The organism is Bacillus sp. MMSF_3328, assembly GCF_030733525.1.
Classification (GTDB): Bacteria; Bacillota; Bacilli; order Bacillales; family Cytobacillaceae; genus Bacillus_AB; species Bacillus_AB infantis.
In genome coordinates, this window is sequence record NZ_JASHIV010000030.1 from 1 (window position 1) to 16,068 (window position 16,068).

At 46.9% G+C, this 16,068-nt stretch carries 17 protein-coding genes and 2 pseudogenes; 6 read left to right on the forward strand and 13 right to left on the reverse strand.

What is annotated here, in order from left to right; translation table 11 throughout:
- A pseudogene (locus tag RBB45_RS24695) lies at positions 1-211 on the forward strand (hypothetical protein); the annotation flags it as partial.
- Here the strand turns inward: RBB45_RS24695 and RBB45_RS24700 are convergent.
- Positions 196-522 (reverse strand): YuzD family protein, encoded by a 327-nt coding sequence (locus RBB45_RS24700; RefSeq protein WP_306010555.1) that lies wholly within the window; start codon positions 520-522, stop codon positions 196-198. The pseudogene RBB45_RS24695 and the gene RBB45_RS24700 sit on opposite strands and share 16 nt — an antisense overlap.
- A 168-nt stretch (positions 523-690) precedes the next feature.
- Between RBB45_RS24700 and RBB45_RS24705 the strand changes: the two are divergent.
- A pseudogene (locus RBB45_RS24705) lies at positions 691-903 on the forward strand (NifU family protein); the annotation flags it as partial.
- Between the two features lie 73 nt (positions 904-976).
- Here RBB45_RS24705 and thrB read toward each other — a convergent pair.
- The 6 genes from thrB to yutH form a co-directional block, all read right to left on the reverse strand.
- A complete protein-coding gene (gene thrB, locus RBB45_RS24710) occupies positions 977-1,894 on the reverse strand; it encodes a homoserine kinase (RefSeq protein ID WP_009791441.1) in 918 nt (305 codons plus the stop codon).
- Positions 1,891-2,952 (reverse strand): threonine synthase, encoded by a 1,062-nt coding sequence (gene thrC, locus RBB45_RS24715; RefSeq protein WP_009791442.1) that lies wholly within the window; start codon positions 2,950-2,952, stop codon positions 1,891-1,893. The genes thrB and thrC overlap by 4 nt, the downstream gene beginning before the upstream one ends.
- Positions 2,952-4,247 carry a homoserine dehydrogenase gene (locus tag RBB45_RS24720; RefSeq protein ID WP_094769460.1) on the reverse strand — a complete coding sequence of 432 codons (1,296 nt, stop codon included), beginning with the start codon at positions 4,245-4,247 and terminating at the stop codon, positions 2,952-2,954. Before RBB45_RS24720 ends, thrC begins: the two co-directional genes overlap by 1 nt.
- Before the next feature lie 990 nt (positions 4,248-5,237).
- Entirely contained in the window at positions 5,238-5,402 is a 165-nt protein-coding gene (locus RBB45_RS24725; protein WP_306010556.1) for a hypothetical protein, read from the reverse strand.
- 22 nt (positions 5,403-5,424) lie between these two features.
- On the reverse strand, positions 5,425-6,393 hold the full coding sequence (locus tag RBB45_RS24730; RefSeq protein WP_170939609.1) for a 2-hydroxyacid dehydrogenase: 969 nt from the start codon (positions 6,391-6,393) through the stop codon (positions 5,425-5,427).
- 109 nt (positions 6,394-6,502) lie between these two features.
- Positions 6,503-7,507, reverse strand: coding sequence for a spore coat putative kinase YutH (yutH, locus tag RBB45_RS24735; RefSeq protein WP_094769845.1), 1,005 nt, complete (start codon positions 7,505-7,507; stop codon positions 6,503-6,505).
- Positions 7,508-7,705: 198 nt separating this feature from the next.
- On the opposite strand from yutH, the gene RBB45_RS24740 reads away from it, so the two are divergent.
- Both RBB45_RS24740 and RBB45_RS24745 read left to right on the forward strand, forming a co-directional pair.
- Positions 7,706-8,212 carry a phosphatidylglycerophosphatase A family protein gene (locus RBB45_RS24740; RefSeq protein WP_009791447.1) on the forward strand — a complete coding sequence of 169 codons (507 nt, stop codon included), beginning with the start codon at positions 7,706-7,708 and terminating at the stop codon, positions 8,210-8,212.
- Positions 8,213-9,056: 844 nt separating this feature from the next.
- A complete protein-coding gene (locus RBB45_RS24745; protein WP_306010557.1) occupies positions 9,057-9,659 on the forward strand; it encodes a kinase in 603 nt (200 codons plus the stop codon).
- A gap of 156 nt (positions 9,660-9,815) precedes the next feature.
- Here RBB45_RS24745 and RBB45_RS24750 read toward each other — a convergent pair whose 3' ends face one another.
- The 5 genes from RBB45_RS24750 to RBB45_RS24770 all read right to left on the reverse strand — a co-directional run bounded on the left by RBB45_RS24750 (position 9,816) and on the right by RBB45_RS24770 (position 14,875).
- Positions 9,816-10,697, reverse strand: a complete 882-nt coding sequence (locus RBB45_RS24750; RefSeq protein WP_306010558.1) for a peptidylprolyl isomerase — start codon at positions 10,695-10,697, stop codon at positions 9,816-9,818.
- Positions 10,698-10,753: 56 nt separating this feature from the next.
- Positions 10,754-11,983, reverse strand: a complete 1,230-nt coding sequence (locus tag RBB45_RS24755) for a S1C family serine protease (RefSeq protein WP_306010559.1) — start codon at positions 11,981-11,983, stop codon at positions 10,754-10,756.
- Between the two features lie 166 nt (positions 11,984-12,149).
- Positions 12,150-12,914 (reverse strand): TIGR01457 family HAD-type hydrolase, encoded by a 765-nt coding sequence (locus RBB45_RS24760; RefSeq protein WP_022544346.1) that lies wholly within the window; start codon positions 12,912-12,914, stop codon positions 12,150-12,152.
- 193 nt (positions 12,915-13,107) lie between these two features.
- Entirely contained in the window at positions 13,108-13,545 is a 438-nt protein-coding gene (locus tag RBB45_RS24765) for a DUF86 domain-containing protein (protein ID WP_101549564.1), read from the reverse strand.
- 25 nt (positions 13,546-13,570) lie between these two features.
- Entirely contained in the window at positions 13,571-14,875 is a 1,305-nt protein-coding gene (locus tag RBB45_RS24770; protein WP_009791455.1) for an EAL domain-containing protein, read from the reverse strand.
- 167 nt (positions 14,876-15,042) lie between these two features.
- Between RBB45_RS24770 and RBB45_RS24775 the strand changes: the two genes are divergently transcribed.
- Positions 15,043-15,309: a DUF3055 domain-containing protein gene (locus RBB45_RS24775; RefSeq protein WP_009791456.1), complete on the forward strand. Its 267-nt coding sequence runs from the start codon at positions 15,043-15,045 to the stop codon at positions 15,307-15,309.
- Positions 15,310-15,378: 69 nt separating this feature from the next.
- On the forward strand, positions 15,379-15,669 hold the full coding sequence (locus tag RBB45_RS24780; RefSeq protein WP_009791457.1) for a hypothetical protein: 291 nt from the start codon (positions 15,379-15,381) through the stop codon (positions 15,667-15,669).
- A 30-nt stretch (positions 15,670-15,699) separates the two neighbouring features.
- Here the strand turns inward: RBB45_RS24780 and RBB45_RS24785 are convergent, their stop codons facing one another.
- On the reverse strand, positions 15,700-15,975 hold the full coding sequence (locus RBB45_RS24785) for a YutD family protein (protein WP_009791458.1): 276 nt from the start codon (positions 15,973-15,975) through the stop codon (positions 15,700-15,702).
- Between the last annotated feature and the right edge of the window lie 93 nt (positions 15,976-16,068).

A 16,068-nucleotide genomic window follows, 5' to 3' on the forward strand; every position in this document is an offset into this window, starting at 1 on the left:
AAAGTGCCCAAAAACAAAACCAAAACGATGGTGGAGTGGGAATCTTGACAGTTTCGTTCATATCAGGAGGCTCAGCGCCGCCCCGCGGAAAGCGAAGTGCCTGGAACGGAAATCACCGCCCCCATTCAAAAAGATACTCCGTATTTTCAACAAAAAAGCGACCCTGATACACACAGGCCCGCTTTTCCCCATTCATCAGGCTGGCGTATAACCGTAAGCCTCCATCTTGGCAAAAATCGTTTTCAGCTTCGGATTGCCCTCACCGACCACTTCATCGCCGATCAAAACGACCGGATAAAACATATCCTCCTCAATCACCCGCATCGCAAAGTCCCTCTTTGACTCATCATCAGGAGGATTATGTATATCCACATAACTGATGGAAAAAGGCTGATCAGCAAACTTCCGGCTGACCGCAGCCTCCAGCCATTCATACGTCTCTTTAGATGATGGCAGATTCACACAGCTTGGGCATAACTGCTCTGCCCCGTATACAACGATTTCAACTGACCTTCTGTCCATTTTTTCCACCCCTTTATGTCTATTTTAACTGATGGAAGTTTAATATTCATATAGAAAAAAAATTAACGATTATTGGATTTGGGGATTGGGGAATAGATTTTTGGCTCGACAGTGATTATAATAAGAGTAGGAAAGGAGTCGATTTTAATGGAACAAGATATCATTTCAGATGTTCAGGAAGTATTAGATAAATTGCGTCCGTTTCTTCTTCGCGATGGAGGAGACTGTGAATTGGTTGATGTAGAAGATGGCATTGTTAAGCTTCGTTTACTTGGAGCTTGCGGCAGCTGCCCTAGTTCAACCATTACTTTAAAAGCAGGGATTGAACGTGCTCTTTTAGAAGAAGTTCCTGGAGTTGTCGAAGTAGAACAGGTATTCTAAAGAAATTCCAATAATAAAGCGATCACGCCTCGGGCGGATCGCTTTTTTTTATGGGAATCTCAGCTCTTGCATATTAACGGCCTGAAACTGCATGCCGGGATACTGTACTGCCCTTTTGATCAATGGATAGGCGCAGCACATCCATCTGCGGCAGTATCCTGCTGAGAGCATCTGCAGCTTGATCTCCCTTTTCAGGGGCAATGAAGCAAACCACTGCAGGCCCCGCTCCGCTCAAGGCGGTTCCGAAGACGCCAAGAGCTGCTGCTTTCTCTTCAATCATGTCAAGATGGGGAACAAGCTTCCTCCTGTAGGGCTGGTGATACAAATCTTTCTGCATCATCTTCCCAGCCAGCTCATAATTGCCCTGAAGAAGAGCAGCAATGAGTAGATTGGCCGCAGCGCCGGCCTGAACCGACTCCTGGTGGGTCAAGCTTGCCGGAAGAGCCCCCCTCGATTCTTTTGTCAGCAGCTCCTCCTGGGGAACGACTGCCAGCACCTCAATGCCAAGATGTTGGAAAGCGGCTGCCAGCACCTCTTCCCCTGTCTGATAACCAATCACCAGCCCGCCAAAGAGAGAGGCCCCCACATTGTCCGGATGCCCCTCCATCCGCCCTGCGATGGACAGCTTTTCATGCCGGGAAAGCCCTAAGCCGCATAACGAGTCAGCCAGTTCAATACCGGCGACAATGGCTGCTCCGCTTGAACCAAGCCCCCTGGCCAGGGGAATGTCGCTTTTCACCCTTAAAATACAGGGCGGGAGATCCGCTGAATAATGTTCGGCTGCCTTCTTTGCAGCCTGGACAATCAGATGCCGGCTGTCCCTTGGGAAGCCCTCCAGGCAGCTGCTTTCAGGCACGACCTCCCATTGGCCGGCACGCTCTGCTTCAACCGTCAAATATAGACTCAGGGCAAGGCCGACAGAATCAAAGCCAGGCCCAAGATTGGCCGTACTTGCCGGCACCCTGATGGTAAGCATCTCTCCCTCCATCATGTATGCACGGCTCCCCTGATATGGCCCGCAACCGCTTCAAGCTCGTTTGGAAGAAGGATCGGCTTCACAAGGCTTGTATCGATTGCGGTGTTCGGATCTTTCAGCCCGTTCCCTGTAAGAACTGCAACAACTCTGCTGCCATGCGGTATTTCCCCTTGGCGCAGCTTTTTATAGATGCCGGCCAGCGATGCACAGGAAGCCGGCTCTGCAAAAATGCCCTCTGAAGCTGCAAGCTTGCGGTATGCCCCAAGGATTTCCGTATCGCTGACTTCATCGATTTTCCCTTCTGACTCGTCCCTCGCATCCACGGCCAGCTGCCAGCTCGCCGGGTTTCCGATCCTGATGGCGGTAGCGATTGTTTCGGGCTCTGCAAAGATTCTGTCATGGACAATGGCCGCCGCCCCTTCCGCCTCAAAGCCAAACATCCTTGGAAGGCCGGTCTGTTTTGCGCGGTTGTACTCTTTAAAGCCTTTCCAGTAGGCACTGATATTTCCGGCATTGCCTACAGGGATTGCGAGAATATCAGGGGCACTCCCAAGCTGGTCGCAAATCTCGAAGGCAGCCGTTTTCTGCCCTTCCAGCCTGTATGGATTGACAGAATTCACAAGAGTGACAGGCTCCGTTTCGCTGATGCTGCGGACCATGGCAAGAGCCTCGTCAAAATTGCCTTCAATTGATATAATTTCCGCTCCGTACATGATTGCCTGTGCAAGCTTACCCATGGCAATCTTGCCTTCAGGAATGACAACTATGCATCTCATCCCGGCCCTTGCCGCATATGCTGCCGCTGCGGCAGATGTATTCCCTGTTGATGCACAAATGACCGTACTGCTGCCGGCTTCCTTTGCTTTGGCAACAGCCATGACCATGCCGCGGTCCTTGAATGAGCCGGTCGGATTGCTGCCCTCCGTTTTCACATACAGTTCGATGCCCCATTCCTGGGATATCCGGTTCAGCTTGATCAGCGGTGTATTGCCTTCATTCAGGGAGAGCATCGGTGTTTCATCATTCACCGGCAGATATTCCTTGTAGGCAGACAAAAGTCCTTCCCATCGCATCAGCTTCCACTCCCCTCTACTCTGTATGAGCTCTCAATCGTTTTTACAGCAGGCAGGTCCTCTAAGCTGGACAGGATGTCCTCATAATCCTTCAAAGAAGATTGATGGGTGACGAGGACGATTTCGGCCAGCCCCTTTTCTTCAACAGGCAGCTGCAGGATTTTTTCAAGACTGACGGAATGCTTGGAAAAAATAGATGTCAATTCGCCAAAGACACCCACTTCATCTTTAACATGAAGCCGCAGGAAGTATTTAGAGTATATTTCGGACGGGTCTTTAAGCTTCTTCGGATACTGCGGGCTGACAGCGCTCTTCCCGTTCACGCCCAGCCTCAGATTTTTCATGACACCGACAAGGTCCGAGACAACTGCTGTAGCAGTCGGCAGGCTCCCTGCACCAGGGCCGTAAAACATCGTTTCTCCAACCGCTTCCCCGTATACATAGACTGCATTATACTCATTATTCACCCCGGCAAGCGGATGGGATTCTGCCAAAAGCGCCGGCTGCACGCTGACCTCAACCTTCTCCCCTTCGCGGTGGGCAATGCCGATCAGCTTCATAGTATAGCCGAGCTGCTTTCCGTACTGCAGATCTTCTTCCGTTACCCCTGTGATTCCTTTTACTTTCACATCATCCAGATCAACTTTCATCGAGAAGCCGAGTGTGGCCAGGATCGCCATTTTCCTTGCAGCATCCAGCCCCTCCACATCTGAGGTCGGGTCGCTTTCGGCGTATCCGAGCTCCTGGGCTTCCTTCAGCACATCTTCATAGGCGCTGCCATCCTGGCTCATCTTCGTTAAAATATAATTGGTTGTCCCATTAACGATGCCCATCATTTTAGTTATCCGGTCAGAGGCCAATCCATCTGCAAGCCCTCTTAAAATAGGGATTCCCCCGGCAACACTGGCTTCATAAAACAAATCGCAGCCATTTTCTGAAGCAGCAGTCAAAAGCTCCGAACCGTACAATGCCATTAAATCTTTATTGGCTGTTACAATATGCTTTTTATTCGCAAGCGCCTTAAGGAGATGCTTCCTTGTATCCTCAATCCCCCCCATGACCTCAATGATAATATCGATATCCGGATCATCAATAATTTCCTCCGGGCTTCCTGTGAGCAGGGAGGCTTCAATATCCACTTCGCGCTGCTTATTCAAATCCTGCACCAGCACTTTTTTAACCTCAACCGGACAGCCTACCTGATGCATCAGCTTATCCTGGTGGTTTTTAATGATTTTCACAACACCTGATCCGACAGTTCCCAATCCTAACAACCCAACTGAAATAGCTTCCACTCTATATCCCCCTCACCGTTGTTCTTTTTAGGTGTACACTTGTATTTGTATAGTAGACATTATAGAATTTGGCAGATAATTTTACAATAGGAAATATTCAGAATTATATTTGTGGAATCGCTTACTGTGCTGAGACTGTAAGTGTTTGGCGATTTGAGATTTTTTCTTTTAGACGAAGGCTGTGTAGTGGATTATAGCTTACATGGATGAAAATCTATGGCATGTTGCCCCCTGTCCATGACACTAGGGTTTTCGCTCTGTCATGTAAGGGGCTTTTTCGGAATACATGTCATGTGCTTTTTTCGCTCGGTCATGTGTCCAGTGGCTCCTCCCGGATACATGACACCTCTATTTTTTACTTGGTCATGTATCCAGTAGCTTTTTCGGGGTACATGACATTTGTTTTTTTCGCTCGACCATGTATCCAGTGACTCCTCCCGGATACATGACACCTCCATCTTTTACTCCGTCATGTATCCAGTAGCTTTTTCGGGGTACATGACACCCGTTTTTTTCGCTCGGTCATGTATCCAGTGACTCCTCCCGGATACATGACACCTCCACTTTTTACTCGGTCATGTATCCAGTAGCCTTTTCGGGGTACATGACACCCGTTTTTTTCGCTCGGTCATGTATCTAGTGACTCCTCCCGGATACATGACACCTCCATTTTTTACTCGGTCATGTATCCAGTAGCCTTTTCGGGGTACATGACACCCGTTTTTTTCGCTCGACCATGTATCCAGTGACTCCTCCCGGATACATGACACCTCCATTTTTTACTCGATCATGTATCCAGTAGCTTTTTTGGGATACATGACATCCGCTTTTTTCGCTCGGTCATGTGTCCAGTGGCTCCTCCCGGATACATGACACCTCTATTTTTTACTCCATCATGTATCCAGTAGCTTTTTCGGAGTACATGACACCCGGTTTTTCGCTCGGTCATGTATCCAGCGGCTCCTCCCGGATACATGACACCTCCATTTTTTACTTGGTCATGTGTCCAGTGGCTCCTCCCGGATACACGACATTGAAATTCATGATCTGACTTACTCCTGACAATCGTATGGAAACACCAGCCTGTATCTCCGCCAATAGCAATATCCCCCTCCGCAGCCCGGCCACTCCTCCACTAAACCAAAAGCCCGGCAAAAAGCCGGGCCTCCTTCAATCATTAAATATGTACCGGCGTTTTTGCCTGCTTGCCTGATAAAACAAGATTGATGTTTTCGGCGCAAAGCCTGGCCATCTCCATTCTGGTTTCCGTGCTGGAGCTGCCGATATGCGGAAGGGCGACAACATTGGACAGACTGAGGAGAGGATGGTCCTTTCCAATTGGTTCTTTTACAAAGACGTCAAGCCCGGCTCCGCTGATTTCCCCATCAAGAAGAGCACGGTAAAGTGCGTCTTCATCCACAATGGCGCCGCGGCCTGCATTAATGAAAATGGCGGAGTTCTTCATTCTTCGGAAGGCCTCTTCGGTGAAAAGATTTTTCGTCGACTCATTCAGCGGTGCAAGGCATACAACATAATCCGACTGCTCGCACAGCTCCTCGAATGAAGCGTAGACAGCTCCGAGCTTTTCTTCCGCCTCAGGCCTTCTTGATCTGTTATGATAAAGGATGTTCATGTCAAATCCTTTTGCCCGCTTTGCCACAGCCTGGCCGATATTCCCCATTCCAACAATCCCGATGGTCTTATGATGGATATCCTGGCCGGCAAGAAGGAGCGGACTCCAGCTCTTCCATTTCCCCTCTTTCACATATTCTGCGCTTTCCGTGATCCTCCGGGCTGCCGCCATTAATAAAGCAAAGGTCAGATCAGCTGTAGTATCAGTAAGCACATCAGGGGTATTCGCCACAGTGATCCCTTTTTCCGCTGCAGCCTTCACATCAATATTGTCATAACCGACTGCAAGGTTGGCTACAACCTTCAATCGGTGCGCTTCCGCCAGCAAATCACCATCTATGGAATCTGAAAGCATCGTAAGCAGCGCCGATGCCTCTTTAGCCTTTTCCCTGAGAACCTCTGCCGGAACAGGTATGTCTTCCTTATCCCACATCTCCACATGATAATGCTCTTTTAAGCCGGAAATCGTTTCTTCCGGCAGCTTTCTTGTAATATACACTCTATCCTTCATCAATCATATGCCTCCCAGCAGTTTGCCGTAAAAGTTCAGTACCTCCCCATTATAAAAGGAAGAAATGGCAATTCAAAGGAAAAGCCCTTTCACAGCTCTGCTGAGTCCGCTATCATTTCAGCCAGTCTACAGGAGGGAGTTTCATTTTGGCAGCAGGGACTTCTGCCATCTCAAAAAACTTTCCCAGAAACTCTTCATGGTCGCCTGTATGCTGCAGGAAACGGCCCAGCTGCTCTTCTGAAAGATGCCTTTGATGCTCTGTCGGATTCCCATAATAATTCTCAATGCACTCAAAATAGTGAAGCGGGAACAGAAGGCGTGCATACAGCAGCCGCCACGAAAAAGAGGTCAGCGGCTCAACTGTCTGGTACTCCTTCAGATACTGTGATAGCCCTGGCTGATAAGTTTTGATGTTCCGGAAGTACCTTTCCCTGGACCATTCTGCCAGATCGCGGCTTGCATGATCAAAGACCCAGTCAAACGGGCTTTTGATCAGATAATCATCACTTCCCCATGTGGAGGAAACAAAACGCTCATGGCAGACAGTCCCGCTGTCCGCAGGCCCTGGCTCATCATCCAGCTCTGCATCAGCCAGATATTGGATGGAGTTCTCGGCAAGGCCCATATAGTAGGGGAATGTTTCCAGAAACATCCGGTCCAGTTCATGCTCCGGCTGCTGAAAAAGCATGCTATTCCAAACCTTCTCCATCTGATCCAGCCTCTTTTCCCAGAGCTGCTTCCACTGCCCGATCCTGCTTGTCCGGGTGATCGGTGAGGAAATAAGCCTGCCGCGATAATGGAACTTGGCAAGCTTCCTGCCAGACTGATAGCCTTTGCGCGGCTGGGCATTCGGGCACTTCAATACACAATAGCTCTTTTGCTCCCACACACTTGAGTGTTTACCTTCAGTTGTCTGCAGGAAAGTGCTTACAGTCTTATCGCCGGTTTGCTGCAGATGGCTGGCAATCAGGCTAAGCTCCGCCAGATCCTCTTCCTCCAGGCCAACCTCCATCGGTATATAAAGCTGGTTATCCTTTTTGAACGCTTCATGCAGCCCGATTCTCAATTCTTCCTCCGCCTGTATGCCAAAATGTTGTTTAAGCATTTGCCTGAGCATAGAAACACCTCTTCATTCGCTAATCGCTTATATCTCATTTATATGTGCCCGCCGCAAAAACTTGTTTGTTTCTTGCATAACCCATGCCTTCAGGGAAAAAATGAAGTAGACAGGCCACGGGAGCCGCATGTCCTGTTTAGGTATATTTGCGGCTGTGCCGGTATATACATTAGAAAAAAACAAGAAAAGGTGAGGCAAATGTCTGAAGAACAAAAAGAAGTTGTTGACCTGACAGAACAGACAGCCCGCAGATGGCTGCTTGAAAGAGGGGTAACCGTACAGGATATCGCAGATTTAGTTTTCTTTCTTCAGGAAAAGTACCACCCTAATCTTGAAATGAAGGACTGCCTTCACAACGTTGAGCGCGTCCTGTCCAAAAGGGAAGTCCAAAACGCCATCCTGACCGGGATCCAGCTTGATATGCTCGGTGAAAAAGGAATGCTTGACCAGCCTCTCCAAAAAATCATAGAAACCGATGAAAGCCTCTATGGCGTCGACGAAGTACTCGCTTTCTCCATCGTCAATGTCTATGGCAGCATCGGTTTTACCAACTACGGATATATCGATAAACTGAAGCCCGGCATCCTAAAAGACCTAAACGATAAATCCTCCGGCAAATGCCACACCTTCCTGGACGATATCGTAGGCGCCATCGCAGCAGCCGCCTCAAGCCGCCTGGCCCATGGCGCTGCTAAAGTCGAATAGAAGAATAAACAGCCTTCTGTTGGTAAGGTTTCGGTTTTGAAGTGCCAAGTGCGGATTGGCAGTGCATTTCGCAGACTTTTTAGCAATAATATTTACACACAAAAAAGCTCGGAGCCATTATGCTCTGAGCCTTTTTATAAAAATAGCATGCTGTTGAAGGTAAGCACCCTCATTGTTTAATAACCAATTCATTATGAGTCAAGAATACCTTTTAAAAGAGCAATTTTTCCCCATACCCCCCCCCTGACCAAAAGAGCCGACTCCAGGAACAGGATGAGGTTCAGCGCGGGTTGACAATAAGCGGAGAAATTCCCGCTAATTTAAATAGAGCTCTAAAATCAGCTTAAATAGAAGGAGAAATTCCGCCTATCGACCCAAAAAAAAGGATAATCGACCATTTTGCTTCGCTTAACCGGAAAATCTCCGCTTATATAGACCCATTCATGGCATATTAACAATTTAACAGGAAAATCTCCGCTTATTAATAGCCCGAGGAAATTTAGCTTTCCCCCACGGAAAGCAAAGTGCCTGCAACGCCCCTTTAAAAACAAAAACTCATCAAAAAAACGTCCCGTTTTCCTAAAGAGAAATCACCCAAAAAATTATAAAAACCCTGTTGACTGGAGTGGAAGGCACGCAGACTCCTGTGGGAAATAGCGCAGAACTGAGACCCAGCAAGAGCTCGCTCCAAGGAGGCTCAACTTCGCCCCACGGAAAGCGAAGTGCCTGCAACGCAAATCAACAGCCCCCATTTAGGCAGTGTTTTTACAGTCTGGAAAAATTGTACACAATAAAAATTCCATGCTAAGATTTCAGAGATAACAAGAAACGGGAGGAACGGAAAATGGATATCAACCACCTGAAGCAAGCAATCGAAAAAGGGCTCCAAAACGACCGGTTCATCCTCGGAATAGATGGACTCAGCCGCTCAGGAAAAACCACACTCGTCAATAGGCTCAAACAATGGCTGCAGGCAGAAGGTCACCCCGCAGTCATCTTTCATCTCGATGATTATATAGAAGACCGCAATAAAAGATACAACACAGGAAACGAAGAATGGTACGAATACTACTCCCTTCAATGGGATGCAGAACACTTAAAGCAGGAGCTGTTTTCAAAAGTACATACCGGAACAGAACTTACCTTAAGGCTCTATGTCGAACAAAATGACAGCCATTTTCTTAAAAATACCACCATTCCCCGGAAATGCCTCATCATCATCGAAGGCGTCTTTCTGCAGCGTCCTGAATGGAGAAACTATCTTGATTATATCGTTTACCTGGACTGTCCGAGAGAGACAAGATTCAAACGCGAAAAAGAAGCCACCAGACAAAAAGTGGACAAGTTTGAAAACAGATACTGGAAGGCGGAAGATCATTACTTAGAAACTGTCCGGCCGCTGGAAGGGGCAGACTTGGTCGTCAGCCAGCCGGTGCAGCCTGTTTAAACTTACACGCAAAAGCCTGATAGACTGTCTATCAGGCTTTGTCCAACATGATTTCTCTAATTAAATCGGGAGCCACTTCCCCATATTGGAACCTAAGCTCTTTCGTTTTGCTAATTGTCTATTATCCAGGAATAAGAGGGAAGGCTGCTCCAAATCTTAGGCATTCATATTTTTCTCGATTTTATATTCTTCCTTTTTCTCTTCAAGCCAGTTATAGTACTCAGTCTGCATCCTTTCGTCAAAAAGTGCCTTTTTCGCTGCTTCTTTGCTGTCTTCGTACACAGCTTCTTTTGCTTCCTTTTTATCTTCCACTTTAATGATATGGTAGCCGTAATCGGTTTTGACTGGCCCGCTTATTTCATTAGCTTTCAACGCAAAGGCAGCTTCCTCAAACGCAGCTTCCATTTCTCCCTTTCCGAAATAGCCGAGCTCGCCGCCTGATTCGGCATTGGAAGCATCGGTGGAGTATTCTTTTGCCAGATCGGCAAATTCTTCTCCTTTGTCCAGCTTGGATTTGACTTCTTTTGCTGTCGCTTCATCTTCAACTAGGATATGGCTTGCCTTTACCTGCTCCTGCTGGGCAAACTGATCTTTATTTTCTTCAAAATAAGTTTTGATTTCATCTTCTTTTAAATCAATTCGCGGCTCGAGGAGCTTTTCTGTTTTTAAGTATTTTTCAATATCCTCTGCTATTCCGGCTTCTGTAACACCACTCTGTTCAAGTGCAGCTTTGAAGCCCTCCTCCCCGCCATATGATTCTTTCAGATTTTTCAGCTCTTCTTCTTTTTCCTTGTCGCTTATTGTTACTTTTTCCTTCTTTGCCTCCATTTCAATGATCTTGTCCGTTACAAGCGCGTCCAGAGCCTCATCTCCATATTGCTTGACCAGCAGGCTGTAGAGCTCTTCTTTTTTTATACTTTCGCTGCCCACACTTGCTACAGCCGGCTCCTTTGAAAGAAAGAAGGCAGCAGTACCTGCAGCTGCCAAAATAAGCACCAATATCCCTAATCCGATTTTCTTTGTTAAAAACCCCATCATAACTTCCTTTCCATTCTATTATTTAAAATGTCGGCATACAGTCCGGCGGCGGACTTTTAATCTGTAATTGTTTTTGTGCCCAATTCCATAGTGATATTCATTTTTTCACCATTTCGGTAAAGTGACAGCTCCGCTTTATCGCCTGTTTTCAGCTTGGTATACAGATACTTCCTAAAGTCATCCGGACTGCCAATCTCTGTATCATTAATGGCAATAATCACGTCTCCCGTTTTCAGGCCTGCCTTGGCTGCAGCAGATTCAGGATCAATATTGGCAATAAATGCTCCTTTGGTGACATTCTGCGGCAGGTTTTGCAGATACCCTTGAGGGACTTCCTGAAGACCGGCAAGACCGACCCCTGCATAAGGACGCTCTACATTGCCATTTGCCATGATTTCCTCCACGATCGGCTGAAGATCATTGGAAGGGATGGCAAAACCAAGGCCTTCTACCCCGCTTTCGGAAATTTTCAGACTGTTGATGCCGATTACTTCCCCTGCAGTATTTATCAATGCCCCGCCGCTGTTCCCCGGATTGATTGCTGCATCTGTCTGGATGACATTCATATCCCAGCTGCCGGCAGAAGTATCAACAGAGATTGAGCGGTCCACCGCACTGACAATCCCCTGTGTGACTGTTCTTGAAAGGTCAAGACCGAGCGGGTTTCCTATCGCGAGCACCTGGTCTCCAGGCCTCAGCTTGGATGAATCACCAAAGCCCAGCAGAGTATCGGCATACTTTTCATCCATCCTCAACACTGCCAAATCTGTCAGTGCATCTGCTCCGACTAGCTCTGCAGTTGTTTTCTGGCCGTCATGAAGGGAAATATCAATCTTGCTGGCCCCCTCGACAACATGGTTGTTTGTCAGGATATAGGCGCTTCCATTCTCTTTTTTAAATATCACACCTGAGCCTGAACCGCTTTCCACCGTTTGGCTGGTGTTTGAAAATTGATTGGCTCGATTCTCCGATTTCACGATTCCCACAATCGCTTTTGATGCACCTTCGACTATATCAGCAAGAGAGCCTTCTGTATGAGCACTAGTCTGCTCAGGAATGATGCCCGTTTTATTGGCATCAGCGGCGCTGGATGCCTGTCCTCCTGAAACATCCTGGCTTGCGGCTGCCTGAGGGAATTGGTCCCTAATATAATCAGTGTAAGGTGCCGCATACAATGTCAGAGCAGAACCGACCACCCCGGCTGCAACAACTGACAGTATGCCTTTGCCCTTCCTTAGCTTTGATTTAGTTTCTTCCTGGTTATATTTATCATTGGAATCCATCATTCTGAATCCTCCTAATAGATTATTTAATACTTTGCCTGATTTTTATATTACCGGGCAAATATGACCAAACTGTTACCAAATTGGGAAGGGATGCAGAAGAATATGGGAAGAAATCATGCACAAAAAAAGACCGCAGAATTTCTGCAGCCATTCTTTCGTGCCTTTATTAAAACTTCCATTGGTCGAGCGAATCCATGACATATGTCGGCTTCTTTTCATAACCTTCGAGCAGTTCCTTTGTTGTCACGCCGGTATGGACAAGAAGGGTATCCATTCCCGCATTCATCCCTGCCAGAATGTCGGTATCATAGTTGTCGCCTACCATCAATGTCTCGTCCTTGCTGGTGCCGATTACCTTTAATGCCTGCTCCATGATGATTGACTCCGGCTTGCCGATGAACAGCGGTTCGGTTTGAGTTGAAACAGTGATTACAGAGGTGATGGATCCATTGCCCGGAAGAAAGCCCCTTTCAGTCGGCAGCGCGATATCTCCATTTGTGGAAATGAATTTTGCGCCCCTGCGCACGGCCAGACAGCCGATAGCAAGCTTTTCATAGTTGATTGAACGGTCGATTCCCACAACAACATAATCTGCATCTTCATTTGCAAATGAAAGGCCTTCATCTTCAATCGCCGTCCGGATCCCTTCTTCCCCAATGACATATACAGAGGCATCCTTCTTTTCTTCCGCAATAAAGCTTGCTGTTGCCATGCTTGTCGTAAAGACCTGCTCTTCTTCAGCAGGTATATCAAAATCCCTCAGCTTCGCAGCAACCTGCTGGGGAGTGCGTGAAGAGTTATTGGTCACGAACAAATAAGGAATGCCTCTCTCTTTGAGCTTTTTGACGAAATCAGCGGCTTCCTGGATCAATTCTGTTCCACGGTACATAGTCCCATCCAAATCAATTAAATAGCCTTTATAATCCTTCAAAATATCCAACTCCTGCCTGTAATTGCCTCATTCTATTTTGTTTTGCCCCTGTTTAAAATTAAAATGCAAAAAAAGCTCTTTTCCAAGAGCCTTTTTTGACTAGCGTCTTATTCTGCCAAGGCCAAAACCATAAGGTCTTGGCTTTAGTATAAAGGAAAAGGCTTTTCCCTCCAAAGGATTCAGCTTTCTCCGGTCAGTTCTTGAATGCCGATACCGGTCCAAGTTCATTGAGGATATATGACCTTACAGCGGGTGCGAATCTTTTAATATCATCCAGATGATCAGCAAAAGCTTTCTGCAGCTCCGTGTGGCTGATGCTTGTATAGTTTTGGACCAGTTCCTTGCGGTATTGGATGATCGCTTTATAGCTGCCTGCCATATCACTCGAGATCACTTTTTCATCTTCAAGGATATCCACGATATCTTCATAGCTGCCCGGGTCCCTCATAATAAAGCCGTCTATTATGCTGTTGCCGACATCAAGGATCGCTTCGATCAGCAGATGGGAAACCCGTTCCAGCGCTGCCCTTTCAATCTCACTGTCCCAATTGTCCTTTCCCTCGAAAAGGGCAGTTTGCTTTTCAAAAAATACGAGTATCTCTTCAATCTTTTCCCTGTCCACAAAATACATAAAGGTTCATCCTTTCAATTGACCCCTATGATGACAACAGGCCTTTTTGAAGCAGATCAGGCCGGGCATAAAAATAACCCTGTGCCAGGTCCACTTTATTGCGGAAGAGGACAATCGCCTCCTCTTCGCTTTCAATACCTTCTGCCACCACCAGGGAGCCGGTTTCTTTTGCCACCAGGAGCAGGCCTTTAAGCATGGATTCCTTTACCGTATTTTTGTCGATATTCTGAATGACGGAACGGTCGATCTTGATGATGTCCGGCATGATTTCCGTAATAGAGTTCAAGCTGGCATATCCTGCTCCTGTATCATCGATGGCAATCCGGAATCCTAAAGTCCTGAGTACCTTTATATTGTAAATAAAATACTCCATTCCTTCAATTGAATCCCTTTCAGTCACCTCGATTGTCATCTGGCGAGGGCTGATTCCTTTATGCCTGGCAAGCAACTTTTTAATGTCCCTGACAAAAAGCTGATTGCCCAGGGTGATCGGTGTGAAGTTAATGAAAATATCCTGCTGGCAGCCGGTCGTTTCAATCTGTTCGAGTATCTTTTCCATCACGATCATTTCAAGGTCATAAAGCATGCCTGTCTGCCTTGCGACTGAAAAGAGCTGAAGCGGATTTTCAAGCGGGGTCCCCTCCGGACCGCGGGTCAGCATCTCCCATGCCTTCACTTCCTTTGTAGCCACATCAAGAATAGGCTGGGCGAGAAGGCGGATCTCTTTCTTTGCGACGATTTTGCTCATGCTGTACAGCATTTCATTGAAATCGGACTGCACCCTTTTTTCCGCCATGGCAAGTGCCTGCTGATGGGCCTTCAGTACGGCTTCTTCTATAGAATAATGCTTTTTCTCAATAAACATGTATCCGGTTTCAATCTGAGGATTGACTGCCGGATGGCTCAGCAGGAGATTCCGTTCTGATTCCCTGAGGATTTTCTTCATAATTCCCTCAATCTCCGAGATGCAATAGCGTTCATGCCCTACCTCAATGAAAAGAGTAAGCCCGTCGCTGTAATGATCATGAAGGAGAATAACCTCCTCTTCCTTCAATTCCCCCTGGATTGTATGGCAGAACTCCCTTTTAATGCTGGATATGTAAGCAAAATAGCCGGTTTGGCCAAGCTGGTCTGAAATCTCTCTCAGATTCTTGATAGTAAAGACCGCGACAGCTACCTCAGATCCTTTACGGAATGCCCGTTTGACACCCTGGATGATCGGGTCCCTAAGGATGAACTGGGGAGGATAATAACGGATGCTGGATAGCGGGAATACAATCTTTCCCCAGTTGAAGAAATTGCGGAGCTTTTGTCTGCTTTTATGGACCATTTGTCTCATTCCTCTCAGGAGTCGGCATTTTTCATGAATCTATTGTACCATAATTTTCAAGAATCCGTTTTTTTCATTACGGTAAAATAGAATAAAATCACAGTGCTTCAAGTGGGCAGCTTCTGATAAGATAAGGATAATAAAAAGCTCAAGGAGGAATCGGCAGGATGTCCGAAAGATTTTTTTTATATGATGATTTAGAAGAAACGAAAACAAGATTCGTCAGTTTTATGGGTGAAAACCAGCGCTTCGACCTCGCCATTATCCAGTCGTCCCGCTATTATGGAAAGCAGCTTGTCCTTGATATCCAGGGCAGCCGGTTTGCCATCATCGGTCCCGATGACCTGAAAGAAGAAGGATACCTTGAATTTGCCTTTAAGCTATCTGAAGAAGATGCGGAAGAGCTGCGGTCATTCTTATATGAAATGATTTAATGCCTTTTTGCGCCATCTTGCCCCTTATATCTTGTGAAGGAATGCAGATACTAGGCAGGAGGTGATAGAATGAGCGATGATAAAGAAAAAGAAACTTATACTGACTTTTCAAACGTGGAGACCCAGCGCAATTTCCTTGTACCTGAAACGCTTCCGGAAGGTCCTTATGGCTCTCCGAGAGGGAAGGATCAGCCTGTCGAGAATAAAAGTACCCCTTGGCGGGAGGGCCAGCGCTATTACAGCGCCTTTAATTATGAGTTCAAATCCCTCCATCAAAACCTCCCGAGGCAGATGGAGGGGGCCCACCCGACCCATGATGATCCAGATAAGAATGAAGAGCCGCCATATACCTCAAAATAAGACAAAACAAGAGCCGTTCATCGGCTCTTGTCAGGCTTTTATCTTTTTTACAACAAAGTATGGGCACCCAAAATTGCAATACTCATAAAGATATTCAGTCAGCGTGCTTATCTTCGTATCAAAAGTGGCTTTCTGGTTCTGGTCGTCAAAAAAGCCCCTGAGCCTCAGCTGCCCATAGCCCCAGTCCCCCACAATATAATCATACTTTGTCAGGATCTCGCTGTACCTTCCTCGGAAGGCCTCTTCATTAAACCCATCTGTTCTCTCTTCAATCAGCTCATAACAGATATTATTGATGCAAACCATGTCTATCACCTCTCATGTCTCTTTGCCTTTTCCCTTCCTGCTACTTAAATTATAACTGATTCCCCATCAATTACTAAGAAAAAAAAGTATACA